Consider the following 18,326-nt stretch of genomic DNA (forward strand, 5'->3'; position numbering starts at 1 on the left):
CAGCGGCACGGAACGCGGCGGGTCGGGACGAGGGGTGAGCGCGGGGACGGCCATGGATGCATGGTGTCGCCCGGGTACGACAGAAATGCGTCGTCAGTGGACAGTGGCCGGCGTCCCGCTCGATCCGGCCAACCACTCGTCGGCCAGCACGGACCAGACTTCGAGGTCGATCCGGCCGTTCGGGCCGGGGGCGACCTGGCGGAGCGTGCCGTCCAGGCGCAGGCCGAGCCGACCGGCGAGGGCCTTGCTGCGGGTGTTGTCGGCGTTGGTGCGCCACTCCACCCGCTGGATGCCGCGCTCGCGCACCGCCCAGTCGACGAGCCGGCGGACCGCCGGTGCGACCATGCCCTTTCCCTCGGCTGCCGGCTCCACCCAGCAGCCGACCTCGCAGACACCTCGGGTCACGTCGAACGACACGAGCAGGACCCCGCCGACCAGGGTGCCGCGCCACCACAGCCCCCAGATGCCGCCGCTGTCGCTGGCCCAGCGGTCGGCGTAGCGCTGCAGGACCGCGCGGGCCGACGCAAGGTCGGTGGCCACGAAGGTCGGCGACACCCACGGTTGGATGTGCTCCCGGGCCCGGTCGAGGTTGGCGAGGAACTCCTCGGCCCGCCACGGCTCCAGCGGGCGCAGCTCGACGTCCTCGGTCAGCGGCACTGCGAACACCGGGCCTCCACTCAGTTCGCTCCGAACATCGGTGACAGGTTCGCACAGGCAGTTCCGGCGAGGCGCGGCCGCCCTCGCGCTCACAGTGGCAGATGGGTGCGCAGGGCGGCGAACTGGGCCACTGTCAGGTAGGAGGGGTTGGCGGCCTGCGGCTGACGCAACACCTCCAGGTCGGCGAGTCGGTCGTCGGCGCGCAGCACGGTGCGGGGCACCCGGTCCCCGGCGGCGAGGATGGGCAGGTCCAGCGGCACTGACCACTGCTGCCCCGCAGCGCTCGGCGTGGCCGCTCCGGTGACCCGTCCGACGCCCCACACCCCGTACGGCAGTCGGGCCCGGCTGCCGCTGGCCCAGAAGATCACCGGGTGCCCGGCGCGCATCAGCCGCGCCCGATAGCCGGGGCGGACGCACCAACTCGTCACCAGTGGCTCGGCGGCGAACCGGGCGGTGAGGTCGACCAGGTCAGCGTTGCCCTTGATCAGCCAGGCGCCCAGGTCGTCGAGGCGCACCCGTGACTCGGTCATCCGCTCATCCTGCCCGGCCGGCGGTCCGCCCAATCAGATGATCATGTGGGTCCAGTAGCTGAGCCACAGCACGAACAGCACGCCCTGCACCACGGCGAGCGTCGCGGTCAGCCACACGTCGACGCTGGCGTGCCGGGCCCAGCGGGCCAGCACCAGCGCCACCGGGAAGACCGCGAGCAGGTAGCGCAGCAGGCTCTTGTACACCGGCGGCCCCATCGACAGCGGCACCAGCACCATCAGGACGCCGTACACCAGGTAGGCCAGTTCCCGGCGGCGGAACCCGGCGACCAGCACGCCCAGGACGGCCACGGCGAACCACACCCGGGCGGCGTCGCGTGGCTCCCCGGTCAACCCGTTCAGCAGCACCGGCACCGGGTTCTGCACCTCGATCCCCCACCCGGTCTGTTGCGCGTGCTGGTAGGCGAACCAGTCCCCACCCCGCCACCGGCAGTACGCCATGAAGGTGAACCACCCGGCGGGCAGCAGCAACAACGGCCACCCGATCCGCAGGTAGCCGAGCAGGGCGCGCGGGCCCAGCCGCCAGTCGTGCTGGCGCAGCAGCACCAGAGCCAGCGGCAGCACCGCGAGCAGGCCGACGGAGCGGCTCATCGCCAGGAAGTAGCCGACCACCCCGACCAGCAGCCACCGCCTCCGCTCGGCGTAGTAGAAGGCGGCCAACGCGAGGCAGACGAAGAGCGACTCGGTCAATGCGGCCTGGAACAGGAACGCCGTCGGCAGCAGCACCAGGTACCGGGTGAACCGGCGGGCCGCGCGCGCGTCGCCGAGCAGCAGCTCGGCCAGCCGGTAGCCGTACCAGAGCGCCAGCAGGAACGCGACGTTGCTGATCAGCAGCAGGGCCAGGGCGTTGTCGCCGCCGAGCAGCGCGCCGATCGGCCGGGCCAGGAACGGGTACAGCAGGGGGAAGCCGAAGTCTCGCCACGGCTCGGTCAGGGGCAGGGTGCTCAGCCGCAGGTAGAGCAGCGAGTCCCAGGCGAACCAGAAGGAGATCCACCGGTGCCCGGAGATCTCCCGCTGTTGCGCCCACATCAACGCCTCGTCCGGCGGCGGGGCGCCGGGCACGCCGTCCCAGGCGTGCAGGACCAGGAGCCCGAGCACTGTGAGCAGCAGCTTCGCGCCCAGGAACAGGGCAATGACGTACGGCCAGGGCGCCGGCACCCGACGGGCCAGGCGCGCCGCGCCGCGGCCGGCCACGATCGCCCGGGCGGCCAGCGCCGTCGTGCCAGTGCGCCACCGGTCCATCCGCCCCGCTCCCCCGCTCCCCGGCCGCGTGGGGAGTCGCTCTTCTCGTGGTACGCCGCCGCGCGCCCCGCCGAAGCGAGGACCAGCCGCCATCAAGTGTGACATTCTGCGCAGAACGGGTAGACGCCGCGCCTCAACCATGGCGGTGAGCAGGGGGAGCGCGTCAGCATGAGCGAGCACATCGGCACGGTGGTCATCGGCGCGGGGCCGGCCGGGCTCACCGCGGCGTACGAGCTGCTCCGGCACGGCCGATCGGTCCAGGTGTTCGAGGCCGACGAGGTGGTCGGCGGGATCAGCCGGACCGTCGAGCGCGACGGGTGGCGGTTCGACATCGGCGGGCACCGGTTCTTCACGAAGGTGCCCCGGGTCGAGGCGTTCTGGCACGAGATCCTGCCGGACGAGGACTTCCTGACCCGGCCCCGGATGAGCCGCATCTTCTACCGGGGAGCCCTGTTCAACTACCCGTTGAGCGCCATGAACGCCCTGCGCAACCTGGGTCTGCCGGAGGCCGCCCGCTGCCTCGGATCGTACGCGCGCGCCCGGCTGCGACCACCACGCGACCAGTCGCACTTCGAGGGCTGGGTGTCGGCCCGGTTCGGCTGGCGGCTGTACTCGATCTTCTTCAAGACGTACACGGAGAAGGTCTGGGGTATGCCGGCGCACCGGTTGCAGGCCGACTGGGCGGCGCAACGGATCAAGAACCTGTCGCTGGCCACGGCGATCCGCAACGCGCTGCTGCCCCGGCGTCGGCGCACCGACGTGACGAGCCTGATCGAGCAGTTCCAGTACCCGAAGTACGGGCCGGGGATGATGTGGGAACGCTGCGCCGAGCGGGTCCGCGAGCGGGGCGGGCAGCTGTCCACCGGCAGCTGGGTCACCGCCGTGCACCGCGACCCGGCCCGCCGACGGGCGATCAGCGTGACCGTCAACGGCACGGGCGGGCAGCGCACCGAGGCGGCCGACCACGTGATCTCGTCCATGCCGATCTCGGAGCTGGTGGCCGCGCTGCACCCGCCGGCCCCGCCGGAGGTCCGGGCCTGCGCGGCCGACCTGCGCTACCGCGACTTCCTGACTGTCGCCCTGGTCGTGCCGGCGGAGTTCTCGTTTCCGGACAACTGGATCTACGTGCACGACCCGGAGGTGCGGGTGGGCCGGATCCAGAACTTCGGCTCCTGGTCGCCGTACCTGGTGAAGGACGGCCGCACCTGCCTGGGCCTGGAGTACTTCGTGTTCGAGGACGACGAGATGTGGCGTACCCCGGATGCCGATCTGGTGGCCCTGGCCACCGCGGAGCTGGAGCGGTTGGGGTTGGTCCGACCCGGTGTGGTGGAGGCCGGCTACGTCGTGCGGATGCCCAAGGCCTACCCGGTGTACGACGAGCGCTACCAGCACAACGTGGAGGTGATCCGGGCCTGGCTGGCCGAGGCGGTGCCGAACGTGCATCCGGTGGGCCGCAACGGCATGCACCGCTACAACAACCAGGACCACTCGATGCTGACCGCGATGCTCACCGTCGAGAACATCGCCACCGGGAGTACGCACGACATCTGGTCGGTCAACGTGGAGCAGGACTATCACGAGGAATCCGCTGGCGGCGACAACCGGCGGGGCACGGGACGGGACGCGCCGGTGGTGCCCAGCCGGGTCATCGCGGCCTCGATCAGCGCGCCGGGCGGGTCGGACGAGCGGTCCTCCGCGGCGGCTCCCCCCGCGTGAAGCCGGCGCAGGCCTCACGAAACGAGCCGACGCTCAGTCGGCAGTGCCATCGCGGCGGTGGGTCACCTGCGGGGTTCGCCGGTGATGCCGTCCAGGACGGTGGTCAGGTTGTGGTGGAAGGTCTCCTCGGCATTGAGGTGCGCGCCGTCGATGACGAGCCGGGCCACTGTGGGGTACCTGCCGGTCGTCAACATGCGGGTGAGGTAGGGGCCGAGGCGGGCCTGAAAGGCGGCGAGGTCGGTGCCGGTGGACCGGGTGGTGCGGCGCTCGGTGACCTCTCTGCGGACCGCTCCGACGAGGAAGGCGTTGAGGGCGCCCACGGCTCGCTGGAGGTCGTCGATGTCACGCACGGCAGGGGCCTTGCTGAGCGCCGCGGCGGTCGCCTCGCCCACGGCGAGCGCGTGCGGCCCCAGGTGCGGCCGCCCGCCGAGCAGGTCGGCGAACCACTCGTGCGCGAGGGCGGCGTCACGGGTCGCGTGGGCGATGGCCAGCACCGTGGCGCGCCACTGCGCGTGCTGGGCCACCTCGGCGATCCGGGCATAGACGACATCGACCATGAGGTCGAGCAGTTCGGATTTGTTGGTCACGTAGTCGTAGAGCCGCATCGGGCCCACACCGAGCTCTTTGGCGATCTTGCGCAACGACAGCCCGTCGAGGCCGCCCGCGTCGGCGAGCCGGATCGCCGCAGCGGCGATCTTGTCCCGGCTCAACGGCACCGGCGCCGCCCTCGGTTGAGGTTCGGGCCGCTCCCACACTGACAACGGCTCACTACCGTACGGCGTATCCACAAATACAGTGTACGGTAGCGCCATGAGAACGCGAATCGCGATCGCCGGTGGTGGCCTCGGCGGGTTGACGCTGGCCCGGATCCTGCACCGGCACGGCATCGACGCGGTGGTGTACGACCGCGAGGCGAGCCGGTCCGCGCGCCCCCAGGGCGGCGCCCTCGACCTGCATCCGGAGTCCGGGCAGCTGGCACTGGCCGAGGCGGGTCTCGCCGACCGGTTCCAGTCGGCGGCGCGGCCCGAGGGCGAGGAACATCGCATCCTCGACCCGACCGGGCGCACCCTGGTGCACCACGTGCCGCAACCCGGCTCATTCTCCGGGCGACCCGAAATCGACCGCAGCGCCCTGCGTGATCTCCTGCTCGACTCCCTGCCCAGCGGCACGGTTCGTTGGGGGCACCGGCTCGTCGCGGCGACCGCATGCCCCGACGGGGGCTGGGATCTGACGTTCCACGACGGCCACCGGGCCAGCTGCGACATCCTCATCGGCGCGGACGGCGCGCGCTCGGTCGTCCGCCCGCTGCTGACCGACGTCGCGCTGTCCTATGTGGCGACCCTGGTGGAGCTGAGCGTCGAGGACGTCGACCGGCGTCATCCCGACCTCGCCGAGCTGGTCGGCCCCGGGAACCTGTGGTGCGTCGGCGCGAACCAGATCCTGGCCGCCCAACGCCTCGGCGACGGCAGCCTCCGGGTCGGGATCTCACTGCGCGCGCCGGAACAGCCCCTCGACACGTACCGCAGCAAGCGCGCCCTACTGGAGATGTTCGCGGGCTGGGCCCCCCGCCTCACCGCACTCATCGAGGCCGCCGACAGCCCACCGACGGGACGCCTGATCGAGGCGATGCCTACCGGCACGCGCTGGGCAAACCGGCCGGACGTCACCCTCATCGGCGACGCCGCGCACCTCATGCCGCCGGTCGGCGAGGGCGCGAACCAGGCCATGCTCGACGCGGCGGAACTCGCCGGCCAGCTCGCCGGCAGCCCCGCCGACCCGAACGCGGCGATCCGCGGGTACGAAGAGTCGATGTTCACCAGGATCCACCCGATCGCCGAGATGTCCGCACGGGTCCAGGCCATGATGCTGTCCCCTACCGCGGCGGACGACATCGTCCGCTTCTTCACCCGGCCGGCGGAACCGGCACACGCGGACTGACAACGGCTGTCCCACCCCGGAAGCGGCCGTTCAACCCGCCGGTGCCACGAAGACGAGGTCGGAGATGACCACCGGAGGAACCTCGGCCACCGCCTCGACGACCATGCGCCAGGTCCCCACCGGCGGCAGAAGGTAGCCGTCGTAACGGCAGTGCCCGTCGGGGCGCAACATGGTCACGGCGACCGGTTCGCCGCGGTCCGGGCACTCGAGTCGGGCGTGCAGGAGCAGGTCCGGCCGATCGGCGGTCACCACCACCGGCAGCGGCGTGTCCGCCACCGCCACCTCGGGCACGTCCAGGCCGAGTTCCACCGGCGGCGCCAGGATCTCTCCCAGGTCGACGGGATCGATCTTGTCGAGGATCACGTCGAGCACCCGACGCGACGCGGTCAGCGGGCCGTGTCGTTCGGCGAAGCAGGTCGCCTCCTCGGTGGTGGCCCACTCCGGTGGCACGGCACTGAACAGCGGCACCGTCCCGTCGCCCAGATAGTCCCGACCCTGGTAGGCCTTCCCGTACGACAGGCCGTCCCGGTCGACGGTCACGCTCTGCCAGGTGGGCTGGCGTTTGCCGGCGACGGCGTGAACTGTGTACTCGGGACGGCCGTTCACCCGCACCGCCGCGGCGATCTCGTCGTGGAAGGCCAGTCCGGACGCCACCGCGTCCGGCGGCAGCCCCGGCAGGGCGGCGGCCCGCACGTTCGTCGGTCCTCCGCCCACGTCCAGGCAACGGTACGTCGGCAGCAGCTCGTACAGTGACGGGAAGGTCCGCGTGACGTCGGTCAGCAGCGTGTCCCAGCCGAGCGAACGCAGTGGCCGGAAGGCATCGCCGGTCAACGCCCGCACCGCGTTCACCGAGCCGCGGTAGGGCGTGCCCAGTGTGACCAGTCGGCGGGTCAGCTCCCGGCCACCCAGCACCTCGATGAGGTACCGGGCGACGAGCCCGCCCATCGAGTGACAGACGAAGACGACTTTGGCGCTCGGGCCGCCAGCGCCGCGCCGCCACTCGTCCAACCAGGACCGTACGTGCTCGTTCAGAAGCCTCGCGGTGTGCCGGTTCGACCGACGCCAGTCGTAGCTGAACACCCGCAGAGCCGGGCCGAAGGCATCGGTGAGCTGTCGCAGCAGGCGGTCGTACCCGGGGCCGCCATAGAACCCGGGCCACAGGTGGAGACCGCGAACCGCACCCGCCGGCCGCAGGCCGTCCGTGTCCGGCGCACCCTCGGCAAGGCGCAGCAGTTCGACGGTACGGGCGAACGCCGCAGCGCCTCGGGCGACCGTGGGCCAGGACAGATTCCAGACGTCGCCCCGCCCGGGCAGCGTCAACACGCTCCCCGTCACCCCGGGCACCATGACGACCAGGTCACGGGTGGGCATGCGGCTCCTCCGCTCGGATGGTTCGGATGGTTCAGTTCCCTCGGGGCCAGGGCGTCCAGGTGCGGCGTCGCCGACCCTCTGACTCTTCCGGCGGGGTCGGCGTCGCCGCCATGGAGGAGGGCTCCGGTTCCGGGGCGAAGACCGGCCCATCCGCCGGGACGCGCTGCCGGCGGCCGCCCGTCGCCCCGCTCTGCTCGGGCGGTGCCGGAAGTCGCCGCAGCTCCACCATGTGAACCCCGTCGTCGCCGCCGCTGGCCAGGAGCGTCCGACCGTCACGTTCAATGATCGTCAGTGCGCGTACCGCCGCCGTCTGGGTGGTCAGTTGGGCCAGACGCTGGCCGGTCCGGCAATCCCAGAGCAGCACCGTGCGGTCGTCGCCGCCCGAAGCCAGCACCGTGCGCCCGTCGATCTCACCGATGGCGAGCGCGTTCACCGCCTCCCCGTGCCCCCGCAGGGTGTGGATCTTTTCGCCCCGCTCGACGTCCCAGAGCACGACGTTGTTGTCCTGCCCGCCGGTGGCGAGCACTGGTCGGCCGGAAAGGTTACCGGCCGCGAGCGCCCGCACGTAGCCCTTGTGCCCGGCCAGCAGCTGCACCTCTTCGCCACCGAGATCCCGCAGCTCGACGGTGTCGGAGAAGCCGACCGTCACCACGACCCTCCGGTCCCCGTGGACGGCGACGGCGAGGGCGTTGACCCGACCGCCCGCCGTCTGCACTGTCCACCTCTCGTGCGTCGCCGGAGACCACAGCACAAGCTGCCCCAGGTCGCCCGTGTAGGCGACCAGAACGCCCTCCCCCAGGTCGCAGAACGCCACCGCCATGACGGACAGCACGGCGTTCCCACGGGTGGCGTCCAACAGGTCGCCGGTGGCGGCGTCGCACAGTCGCACGGACTGGCCGGCGGCGACGGCGACGACCGGCCGGCCACCCAGCTCGGTGACCGCCAGGGCGTTCACCGCACCGACCCCGACGATGGGCTGGCGGACCCGTCCGGTCATCGCATCCCAGACCAGCACCCGCCCGTCACGGCCGCCGGTCACCAGCACGTGCTCGGACCCGATCCGGGTGAACACCGCGCTGGTGGTGAACCTGCCGTCGTCCCGGGTGGCGCCGCCGGTCGACGTCACTGTCTCCCAGAGCCGCAAGGTGCGGTCGGCACCGCCGGTGGCCAGCACCGCCGGCCCCCGACCCGTGTTGAATCCCAGGGCGAGGATCGACTCCCGGTCGCCGGGCGGATTGTCGCGCGGCTCCTGCTCATCGCCGGGCCCCTCCGGCCCTTCGAGTGCCAGCATCCGGCGGCCCTCGCCGCCCCAGTCGGATTCGGCGTGGTACACCGACGGCGGATGGCGCAGCGTGCGCAGCGCGGAGCCACTCACCGGGTCCCACAGGCGCACACCGCCGTCGTCACCGGCGGTGGCCAGCACCGTCCGGCCGTCGATCTCACCGAAGGCGAGCGCGTTGACCGCTCCGGTGTGACCGGTGCAGCTGACGTGGGACTCGCCGGTCCCCGCGTCCCACAGCGTCACCGTGCCGAACGCACCGCCGGTGGCCAGCAGGAGCCGACCGCCGATGGTGGCCGCCGCCAACGCGTAGATCCAACCGGTGGTCCCCAACGTCCGCAGCAGGACCCACCCCTCGGGGTCCCAGAGGCGTACCCGGCCGTCGTCGCCGCCGGTGACGATGAGGAAGCGGCCGTCCCGGCCCTGGGCCGTCACGATCGCCCGCACCGTCGTGAGATGGTCCGGCAGGGTGGCATGCAGGTTCAGGGCCGGCAGCCCCCAGATCCGCACGCTGCCCGCCTCGTCGCCGCCGACGAGCAACGCCCGCCCGTCCGGCAGGGTGACCGCCGCCAGCGCGTGCACCCAACCGCCGGCGTGGCTCACCGACGCCTCCTGCGCGCCGGTGGTGAGGTCCCACAGCCGCACCGTGCCGTCGGCGCCACCGGTGGCGACGAAGTTCCGCCCGTCGACGGCGACGATCTCGACGGCGAGCACCGGAGCGCGGTGCCCCCGCAGCGTCGCCCGGTGGTTGCCTGTCGTGTCCCAGACGCGGACGGTGCCGTCCCCACTGGCCGTGGCGATGACCACGTCGCGCGACACCTCACGGATCGCCACCGCGGTCACCGCGCTGGTGTGCCCGGCCAGGCGTCGGTGGAAGGCGCTGCGCTCGCCCCGGCCCCACAGGCCCCGCCAGGGGACTTCGTCGACCGGGTGCAACAGCGGCAGGGCTTCCGGCTCGTGCGCGAGGGCCACCGACTGCAACGCGGCGGCGCGCTGCGCGGTGGACATGTCCGGGAAATCGGCGGCGGTGCGCCAGTAGAGCCGGACCAACGGCCGATCGCGGTGGTCGACACCGGCCAGGACCCGCCACAGCCGGGTCGGCTCGGCGTAGAGCAGGAAGGCGCTGTCGTCGACGAGTTCCGGCAGGCTGTCACCGGCAGCGGCGTGCGTCGCCAGGTGCCGCAGGACGTACGGATTGGCGTCCGGCCAGCGACGGACGCCATCGATCGTCGTCAGGCCGACCAGAGCCCTGGTGATGAGCGCCTGCACCCGCCGGGTCTGGGTGCCCCGTCGGAGGTAGTCGTTGTACGACTGGTGGTACAGCCGGTAGACGGCCTGGCCGTCCTCACTCGACTCCACCAGGTGCGCGCCGGCGTTGGCCATCAACCAGTGCAGGTCGGCCTCGGTGTACCGACCGCCGTCGGTGACGGCGTTGGCGAGGGTGAGCCACACGTCCCGGCGCGGCAGCCCGGCGCCCTCCGCCCACGCCAGCGGGGTGAGCAGGTCACGGACCCTGCGCTCGTGGTCGCCGAAGCGGGCGAGGTCCTCGGCGAAGGCATTGACCACGCTGCCGCTGAGCAGGCTGCGCATCTGCGGCGAGCCCAGGTCCGCTACCTGCGGCATCCGGGCGAGTCGTCGGGTGAGGAGGCGGGCGAAGAGGAACACGCCGTTGCTGTGGGCGGCGATCTCCTCCGCCGCGCGCCGGGCCTCGCCGTCGCGTCCCACGTAGGGAGAGCCTGCGGTGTGGGTCAGCCGCCGGAACGAGTAGCTGGCGATGTCCGCGTCCTGGTCGGCATCGCGGTCCAGCCAGATCACCTGGTCGTCGCTCACCCCCAGGGCACGCAGCAACGGCCGGTGCCCCTGCTCGGCGCTCACCGGGTCACCCGAGCGGTCCGGTCGGGTAGCCACGAGGACCTTGATGCCGGGCAGATCGGCGAGCGGTCGCAGCAGTTCCGAGGCGATCAGGCGGATGTCGCGGTGCTGTGCCTCGTCCAGCGCGTCCAGCAGGATCGTCGCCCGGTGACGGCGAACCTCGCTGACCCGGTGCACGAACTCGCTCGCGGTCTGCCAACCACGGCTGGGCGCGGTGATGTTCAGGGCCTCGGACAGTTCGTTGACACAGTCCAGGATGGCCTTGTTCTTGGCGTGCACTCCCGCGTGGATCGACCCGGCTGTCGGGATGGTGTCCACCGGGACCCCGCTGAGGCCACCGTGGATCTCCACCTCCTGCCGGTAGTCCGGGACCGACAGGATCGCCAGCCGACCGAGCACTGCCGATTTGCCGCACCCCGGGGACCCGGTGACGGCGAGCATGCCCGGCCGGTCGTCGTTGAGCCAGGCCACGATCCGTCGCAGTACGGTGTGCCGACCGGTGAAATACCACCCCTGGTCGTCTCCGGCATCGATGCCCCGGAACTTGAGCATGAAGTGCTCGACGACGTCCGCCGGCAGCAACGCGTTTCGCTGGCGCTGCTCGTCGACGTTGACGTCTGGCAGCCAGCCGCGGTGCCGTGGGTTACGGAAGAACCGGCCCACCATGCCCGCCATGTCATGGTCGGGGGTCTGCAGGATCCGGCCGGCATCAATGCTCGCGAGCTTCACCCGCAGCGCCTGAGCCAGCTCGTTCGGGGTGATGTGCCGGTCCCGGTCGGTCCACGGCAGGTACGACGGATCCGGTGGCGGGCCATCCCTGAGCACCTCGGCGAGCGCCCGGGAGAAGACGAGTTCCTTCGCCACCTCGAACCGGCTCGCGGAACTGATCACCGCGATGTTGGGCCGGCCGCCACCGGCCGCGACGCGACGCTCCGCCTGCCGGCGGAACCCGTCGACGATCTCGTCCGCAGCACCACCGGCGCCGCACGCGTCGACCAGGACGACGATCTCGGCGACGTCCTTCGTGGCGAGCAGCTCACCGAGCCGCCGCGCCGACATCGCGGTCTCCTGCGCCGGCTCCGGGCCGGTGGTGTCCCGGCAGCACAGAAAAAACTCGCCGCCGTGCACGGCCTTGCCGTGACCGGCCCAGTAGACCACCAGCCGGCGCGGGTCCGGGGACCACTCGCGGATGGCTTCCTTCACGCTGGCGGCGAGCCCGTCGCGGGGAAGGTCGCTGGCCGCGCGAATGAAACCGGTGCGAGCCAGGACGGCCGCCGCCGCTTCCACCTCCGGACGAATCCGACGCAGCGGCGGAAGCGCGTCGTACCTGTCCATGATGACCGTCACCAGCTCACCCCAGGGCCGTTCCGGCCCGTCGCCGCGCATGTCGGTCAACCGGTACTCCTCATCGCCGCATCTCGCAGGAAGCAGCGTAGTGCAAAGGTCACCAGCCGCAACGGCGCGGGAAACCGCTTACCAGAGCGCTATTGACGGTTGTCACTGGCTGTCAGTACCGTGATGCGGGCAGCGAGAAAGCGCTTTCCGACCCCTCACCGTCCAACAGGGAGCGCCCCCATGCCCCGACACCTCCGCGCGTTCTGCCTGATCCTGCTCGCCGTCGCCGCCGTGGTGAGCACCACCACCGCCCTGCCCGCCGAGGCCGCCCCGCGCTTCCGGGTGCTGGTCTTCTCCAAGATCACCAACTTCTACCACGACTCGATCCCGGCCGGCATCGCCGCGATCCAGCAGCTGGGCGCCGCCCACAACTTCGAGGTCGTCGCCACCACCGACGCGGCGGCGTTCACCGACGCCAACCTCGCCACCTTCGACGCTCTCGTGTTCAACAACACCAACTCGCTGCCCACCTCGGGCGACCTGCTCAACGCCAGCCAGCGGGCGGCGTTGCAGACGTTCATCCGCAACGGCGGCGGCTGGGCCGGCCTGCACGCCGCCTCGGCCAGCGAACGCGACTGGCAGTGGTACGAGGGCCTGGTCGGCACGATTTTCGACTACCACCCCGACTTCTCCGCCACCGGTGGCACGTTCCCCGGCCGGGTCAAGGTGCTCGACCGGGCGCACCCCTCCACCCGCAACCTGCCGGAGCTCTGGGAGCAGAGCGAGGAGTGGTACAACTGGCGGACCAACCCGACCGGCAAAGTGCACACCCTCGCGCAGATCAAGGTGCGCGACGGGATCAACGGCCTGGACGAGGGCGTCGACCACGCGTACTCCTGGTGTCAGCGCTACGACGGCGGCCGGTCCTGGTTCACCGCCGGCGGGCACGCCAGCTCCCAGTTCAGCAGCGCCACCTTCCTCGAGCACCTGCGCTACGGCATCGAGTGGGCGGCCGGCGCGGTCGCCGGTGACTGCTCGGCCACCAAGACCGGCAACTTCGAACGGGTGGGCCTGGTCACCGAGAACCTGGCCGACCCGTTCGAGTTGGCCGTCGGCCCGGACCGCAAGGTCTACTACATCCAGCGCACCGGAGCGCTGAAGGTGGTCAACCAGGACACGCTCCAGGTCACCACGCTGCTGGACTTCGCGTACACCTCGGCGATGACCGACCAGTCCGACGGGCTGCTCGGCATGACCCTGGACCGCAACTTCGCCAGCAACGGCTGGATCTACCTGCTCTGGTCGGACAAGACCCTCAAACAGCTCAACCTGTCCCGGTTCACCGTCGCCAACAACAGCGTCGCGCTCTCCTCGGAGAAACGCCTGCTGGCCGTCCCCACCTACCGGGGCGAGGGCCGGGCCAACTCGCACATGGGCGGGTCGCTGGCAATGGACGGCGCCGGCCGGCTCTACGCGGCGATCGGTGACAACACCGACCCGTTCGCCTCCAGCGGCTACACCCCGATCGACGAACGCGCCGGCCGCGCCGCCTGGGACGCCCAGGGCACCGCCGGCAACACCAACGACCTGCGCGGCAAGATCCTGCGGATCACCCCACAATCCGACGGTACGTACACAGTGCCCAGCGGCAACCTCTTCCCGGCCGGCACCGCGAGGACCCGGCCGGAGATCTACGCGATGGGCATGCGCAACCCGTTCCGGATCACCATCGAGCCGCAGACCAATGCGGTGCTGGTGGCCGACTACGGCCCGGACGCCCGCGCCGCCGACCCCAACCGTGGCCCGGAGGGGACTGTCGAGTTCAACCGGATCACCAGCGCCGGCAACTTCGGCTGGCCGTACTGCGTGGGCAACAACGTCCCGTTCAACGACTACAACTTCGCCACCATCGACTGCGCCAAGGTGACAGTGCAGACGCAGCTCGGGCACGACCAGCACGCCCACCCGTTGGACGTCTACACCGGCTGCTCGGGGCTGCTCTCCACCGAGGCGGACGCTGGTGACGGCCACGGGCCGGGGCAGAACCTCTACACCCTGATCACCGCGCAGTACACCGACGGCGGCGCGGCCGGTGGCGTACCGGCGCTGACCGGCTCGACCCGTGTCCAGTTGCAGCCGAAGAGCAAGGAGGCGGAGCACTTCAGCGCCCAGTCCGGCGTCACCGTCAACGACCGGGCCACCGCCCGCGCCGGCAAGCGGCTCGGCGACGTCGACCACAACGACTGGGTCGCGTACGGGCCGGTGGACCTGCGCAACGTCGGCTCGGTGACCCTCGGCCTGACCAACGGCGGTCTCGGTGGCACCATCGAGCTGCGCACCGGCTCGCCGACCGGCACGCTGATCGGCACGGCCGCCGTCGCCTCGACCGGCGGGTGGGACAACCTGGTCTCCCCCACCGTCACGCTGACCAACAAGCCCACCGGCACCACCACCCTGTACGCGAAGTTCGTCAACGCCGCCCAGACCGGTGGCACCCCGGACCTGCTCGCCCTGGACTGGCTACGGTTCAACGGCGCCGGGGTCAAGCAGGAGCCGGGCGGGACGCTGTCACTGGCGGCGAACCCGGCCAGCGGCACCGGAACGCTGAACACCACGCTGACGGCCACCGCGACGGCACCGTCCGGGCAGAGCATCACCGACTACGCGTGGGACTTCGGTGACAACAGCGCCGTCACGCACGGGGCGACGCTGCGCTCGATCGCCCACACCTACCCCCGCAGGGGCACCTTCACCGCTCGGGTGACCACCACCTACAGCAGTGGGGAAACGCGCTCGATCAACCTGACCATCACGGTCAGCTGACCGTCACGCGGTGGTGGGCGGGGTCGCTCTCCGCCCACCACCGGTGGCAGCTCGCCGGCAACACCGAGTTGCCCGCACTCGCCGAGCAGCGCGGGCGCACCGACCGGGCGGTCGCACGACGGTGTTGCTCACCGAACGGTGCGCGCCCAGACTGATCCGGACGCGGACTGTGGGGCGGTGCGCGACGGCACCGCCCCACAGCTCACAACGGTCTACTCCCAGGAACTCTGCTGGGTGTAGACGAGGTTGCCGGGGACGACGGTGCCGTTGGTGCTCCACTCGGTGTACGCCCAGAAGTCGCCGTCGGCCAGCGGCTTTGTCGGCTTCAGCTTGAACGAGTACGTCAGGCCGCGCTCCACACTGGCGGGAGCCTCCAACGTGGCACCCGCGTACGTGGTGTTGCGCCCGATGATGGCGTGCCCGAGCTGGAAGTCAACGACGGGACCGCCGGGGTACTGCGCGAACACGTACGCCGTGTAGCGCCCCGGCTCGGGCAGGAACTTGTAGGCCTGCTCGGTGCTGGTCCAGTACCTGTCACTGCTGTAGATCAGCTTGTCGCCCTTGTACAGGTACAGGTCGAGGTTCGTGTTCGGATCGTCGGTGGTGGTCTCGAGCACGATGCCGGCGGTGTTCGCCGGCACTGTGAAGTCGACCTTCTTCACACCGGTCGCCTTCGGGTCGAACACGCCGCCGTAGACGCCGGCCGGCATCGAGTACGACGTCCGCCGCATCGGCGTGTAACCGGTGCTACGGCCGACGAACGGTCCGGTGAAGCCGGGCTGGAGCGAGCCGAACGCACCGTTGGTCATCCGGCCGAACTCCTCGCCGTCGTCGGCGTACGGCCGGGGGGTGATGCCCCACGGGCGGGCGGCGACCGGGATCCGGGCGCTGTGTGCCTTGCCCTGCCAGGTGATCGAGCCGGTCACGTACCGGTCCCAGGGTGCGCTGCCGCGACGCAGTGTGATGGTGACGGTCGCGGACGCGCCGGGTGCCAGCGTCACCGAGGACGGCGACACGGTGGCCCTCATGCCGGGCAGGCCGGACACCGACGAACGGTAGGTCTCCTTCGTCTTACCCACGTTGGTGAGGGTGCGGGTGACGGTCACCGGTCGGGTGCCGTCGTACTCGCGCAGCGAGACGGCCGGAAGGTTGAGTTCCTTGCCGTCGGGCTGGGCCGTCTCGCTGAACGTGGTCAGGTCCGCAGCCGTCGGTTGGATGACCAGGCCCGGGTCGGTGGCCTTGGCCAGGTTGATGAACCCGCTGCCCTGCTCCAGCGGGTCGGTGGTGCCGACGGTGTCGGTGGCGGTGGTCCGCAGCGCGGAGGCGACCGCGCCCGGCGACCAGTCCGGGTGGGTGGCGCGCAGGATCGCCGCCGCGCCGGCCACGTACGGCGAGGCCATCGAGGTGCCGGAGTACGCGTCGTAGTTCCGGCCGAAGTTGCCCGCCGGAGAGACCGCCGCGATGATGTCAGACCCCGGTGCGACCAGGTCCGGCTTGAAGACGCCGAAGGTCACCTTGTCCGGGCCGGTGGAGGAGAAGTCCGCCACGCTGGGCAGGCCGGGGACGCTGGAGCCGTCACCGCCGCTGCGCACTGAGGCCTTCGCGTCGGTGGGGTGGCGCATCAGGTAGTTGAAGAGGGTGCCGGCCTGCTTCTCGGTGGGCAGGTAGACCACCGGGAAGTTGAAGATGGAGTTGATCCGGTAGTTGCCGACCGGGTCGAACACCACCATCGCCGCCCCGCCCTTGGCCTTGATCTCGGCGGCGGAGCCGAACATGTCGGACAGCGCGCAGGCGACGACCTTGCCCTTGATCTTGGCGCTGTCGAGGCTGCCGGGCTCGCAGTAGACCGCGCCCAGGTCGGGCGAGCCGGCCTGGTCACCGAAGACCATCGGCAGCGAGTCGCCACCGGGCAGGGCGTCGAGCGAACCGCCGACGAGCTTCGTGCCGTCGCCCAGCTTGATCGTGGCCTCGTCGAGCTTGGTCACCGCCGCGCCGACAGTGGTCACCCACGGTGCCGCGTTGCTGATGGCCCCGCTCACGATGCCGGTGTTGCCGGCGGACGCGGCCACGAAGACCCCGGCGAGCGTGGCGTTGAGGAACGCGATACCGATGGGGGTGTTGGCCTCCCAGTCGCCGAGCTGGGAGCCGATCGAGAAGTTGATGACCTGCACGCCGTCCGCGACGGCCGCGTCGATGCCGGCGATGATGTCGGCGTCGTAGCCCATGCCACCCCAGAGCACCTTGTAGACGGCGATCTGGGCGTCCGGGGCCACCCCGGAGACGGGGCCGAAGCGGCGACCGTCGATGGTGACGTTCGGCAGCGGCAGGCCGGCCGCGGTGGAGGCGGTGTGCGTGCCGTGCCCGGACACGTCGCGGGGAGACAGCATCTCACCCTCGGGCACGGTGCCGCCGTAGGCGAGCCACGAGTCGGCGAAGTACCGCGCGCCGACGATCTTGCCGTTGCAGTGCTCGGCCACGAAGGCGACACCGGTCTGGCAGGTGCCGCGCCAGTTCGCGGGGGCGGGCATCTTCTTGGCGAACGACGCGCTCTCCGGCCAGATGCCGGTGTCCAGGACACCGATCACCATGCCCGCGCCGGTACCGGGGCCAGGCTTGCCGGGCTTGCCGGGGGTGTCCGGCCTGCCGGCGGTGTCCGCTCCCGCCGACTGGTCCCGCTGTTCAGGGGTGGCGGTGGCCGGGGTGGTCGCGATCGGAGCGGTGGGCGGGGGCGTCGGGGTGCCCAGCGCCCGTGAGGCGGTGACGGCGCGGACGCGCTTGTCCGCCCGCAGCGCTGTCACCTGCTCGGTGGTCAGCTTCGCGGAGAACCCGTTGAAGGCGGTGGTGTACGCGGCGGTGACCTGGACCTTCGCGGCGGCGGCGACGGCGTTGCGCTGCGCGTCGAGGTGGCTGCGGTAGGCCCGCGCCGGCGCGGACGTCACGTCCAGCCGGTCACCCGCCTCCGGGCGGGTTCGCGCCAGCCCGGACGAACCACCGGCGTACGAGGTCAGGGGCTCCTCGGCCAGTTCGACGATGTACCTGCCCGGGCGGCTCTCGTCCGCCGTGGCCTGCTGCTCGGCCGCGTTCCTGCCGCCCGGTCGGCGGTCGGCGCCGTCGGTCAGGATGACCTTCTTGTCGGACCCGGGGGTGAAGTACCCGCCCGCGCCGCCGCCCTTGGTTCCTGCCGGGGCCGCCGACGCCGGTCCCGCGATGCCGGCGGTGCCGGCGATCAGGGCGAAGACCAGCGTCGGTATCGCTAGTCTTCGCACCCTGTCTCTGCTCGTGCCTGTAGCCACGAGGCTCCTTTCGGTTGCTCCCTTGTGGAGCTGTTCATCGAACGCGACCCGCTCATGGGAGCGCTCCCCCACCTAAGCCGCCGATGGTTAATCGATGGTTTGCGCGGTGTTACGGATCGCCGGTGCGTATAAGATCACGTTCTGCCGGCCGCGCCTAGATCACTTTTTCCGGACCTCGCAGGCGCAGGGCGTACGCCCCGGTCAGAGTCGGCCCGACGGAGGGGTGACCGTCCAGCAGGTCTCCCAAGAGGC

At 71.3% G+C, this 18,326-nt stretch carries 10 protein-coding genes; 3 read left to right on the forward strand and 7 right to left on the reverse strand.

The genetic code is table 11. From position 1 onward, the window contains the following. Positions 1-93: 93 nt before the first annotated feature. The 3 genes from KBX53_RS00850 to KBX53_RS00860 form a co-directional block, all read right to left on the reverse strand. Positions 94-666 (reverse strand): GNAT family N-acetyltransferase, encoded by a 573-nt coding sequence (locus KBX53_RS00850; RefSeq protein WP_030327402.1) that lies wholly within the window; start codon positions 664-666, stop codon positions 94-96. 80 nt (positions 667-746) lie between these two features. Then, positions 747-1,187, reverse strand: coding sequence for a hypothetical protein (locus tag KBX53_RS00855; protein WP_210857486.1), 441 nt, complete (start codon positions 1,185-1,187; stop codon positions 747-749). 33 nt (positions 1,188-1,220) lie between these two features. Then, positions 1,221-2,447 carry a hypothetical protein gene (locus KBX53_RS00860; RefSeq protein ID WP_247674926.1) on the reverse strand — a complete coding sequence of 409 codons (1,227 nt, stop codon included), beginning with the start codon at positions 2,445-2,447 and terminating at the stop codon, positions 1,221-1,223. Between the two features lie 168 nt (positions 2,448-2,615). Here KBX53_RS00860 and KBX53_RS00865 point away from each other — a divergent pair, with 168 nt between their 5' ends. Further along, positions 2,616-4,163 carry an NAD(P)/FAD-dependent oxidoreductase gene (locus KBX53_RS00865; protein ID WP_210857487.1) on the forward strand — a complete coding sequence of 516 codons (1,548 nt, stop codon included), beginning with the start codon at positions 2,616-2,618 and terminating at the stop codon, positions 4,161-4,163. Positions 4,164-4,225: 62 nt separating this feature from the next. Here KBX53_RS00865 and KBX53_RS00870 read toward each other — a convergent pair whose 3' ends face one another. After that, on the reverse strand, positions 4,226-4,879 hold the full coding sequence (locus KBX53_RS00870) for a TetR/AcrR family transcriptional regulator C-terminal domain-containing protein (protein ID WP_309140685.1): 654 nt from the start codon (positions 4,877-4,879) through the stop codon (positions 4,226-4,228). Positions 4,880-4,973: 94 nt separating this feature from the next. Here KBX53_RS00870 and KBX53_RS00875 point away from each other — a divergent pair, with 94 nt between their 5' ends. Beyond that, on the forward strand, positions 4,974-6,101 hold the full coding sequence (locus KBX53_RS00875) for an NAD(P)/FAD-dependent oxidoreductase (RefSeq protein ID WP_210857489.1): 1,128 nt from the start codon (positions 4,974-4,976) through the stop codon (positions 6,099-6,101). A 30-nt stretch (positions 6,102-6,131) separates the two neighbouring features. On the opposite strand, the gene KBX53_RS00880 is transcribed toward KBX53_RS00875, so the two are convergent. Both KBX53_RS00880 and KBX53_RS00885 read right to left on the reverse strand, forming a co-directional pair. Continuing rightward, positions 6,132-7,472 (reverse strand): triacylglycerol lipase, encoded by a 1,341-nt coding sequence (locus KBX53_RS00880; RefSeq protein ID WP_210857490.1) that lies wholly within the window; start codon positions 7,470-7,472, stop codon positions 6,132-6,134. Positions 7,473-7,503: 31 nt separating this feature from the next. After that, positions 7,504-12,009: a WD40 repeat domain-containing protein gene (locus KBX53_RS00885; protein ID WP_247674928.1), complete on the reverse strand. Its 4,506-nt coding sequence runs from the start codon at positions 12,007-12,009 to the stop codon at positions 7,504-7,506. 189 nt (positions 12,010-12,198) lie between these two features. Here KBX53_RS00885 and KBX53_RS00890 point away from each other — a divergent pair, with 189 nt between their 5' ends. Further along, positions 12,199-14,781, forward strand: coding sequence for a ThuA domain-containing protein (locus tag KBX53_RS00890; protein ID WP_210857492.1), 2,583 nt, complete (start codon positions 12,199-12,201; stop codon positions 14,779-14,781). A gap of 212 nt (positions 14,782-14,993) precedes the next feature. Here KBX53_RS00890 and KBX53_RS36955 read toward each other — a convergent pair whose 3' ends face one another. After that, on the reverse strand, positions 14,994-18,047 hold the full coding sequence (locus tag KBX53_RS36955; protein WP_210857493.1) for a S8 family serine peptidase: 3,054 nt from the start codon (positions 18,045-18,047) through the stop codon (positions 14,994-14,996). Positions 18,048-18,326: the final 279 nt, after the last annotated feature.

It is taken from the genome of Micromonospora sp. M51, assembly GCF_018070305.1.
In the GTDB taxonomy this organism is placed as follows: domain Bacteria; phylum Actinomycetota; class Actinomycetes; order Mycobacteriales; family Micromonosporaceae; genus Micromonospora; species Micromonospora parva.

Excerpts from the sequence above, each read along its gene's own strand:
- KBX53_RS00865 (WP_210857487.1), top strand. The coding sequence starts at position 2,616 with ATGAGCGAGCACATCGGCACGGTGGTCATCGGCGCGGGGCCGGCCGGG.
- KBX53_RS00880 (WP_210857490.1), bottom strand. The coding sequence starts at position 7,472 with ATGCCCACCCGTGACCTGGTCGTCATGGTGCCCGGGGTGACGGGGAGC.
- KBX53_RS00875 (WP_210857489.1), top strand. The coding sequence starts at position 4,974 with ATGAGAACGCGAATCGCGATCGCCGGTGGTGGCCTCGGCGGGTTGACG.
- KBX53_RS00890 (WP_210857492.1), top strand. The coding sequence starts at position 12,199 with ATGCCCCGACACCTCCGCGCGTTCTGCCTGATCCTGCTCGCCGTCGCC.
- KBX53_RS00885 (WP_247674928.1), bottom strand. The coding sequence starts at position 12,009 with ATGCGCGGCGACGGGCCGGAACGGCCCTGGGGTGAGCTGGTGACGGTC.
- KBX53_RS00860 (WP_247674926.1), bottom strand. The coding sequence starts at position 2,447 with ATGGACCGGTGGCGCACTGGCACGACGGCGCTGGCCGCCCGGGCGATC.
- KBX53_RS00855 (WP_210857486.1), bottom strand. The coding sequence starts at position 1,187 with ATGACCGAGTCACGGGTGCGCCTCGACGACCTGGGCGCCTGGCTGATC.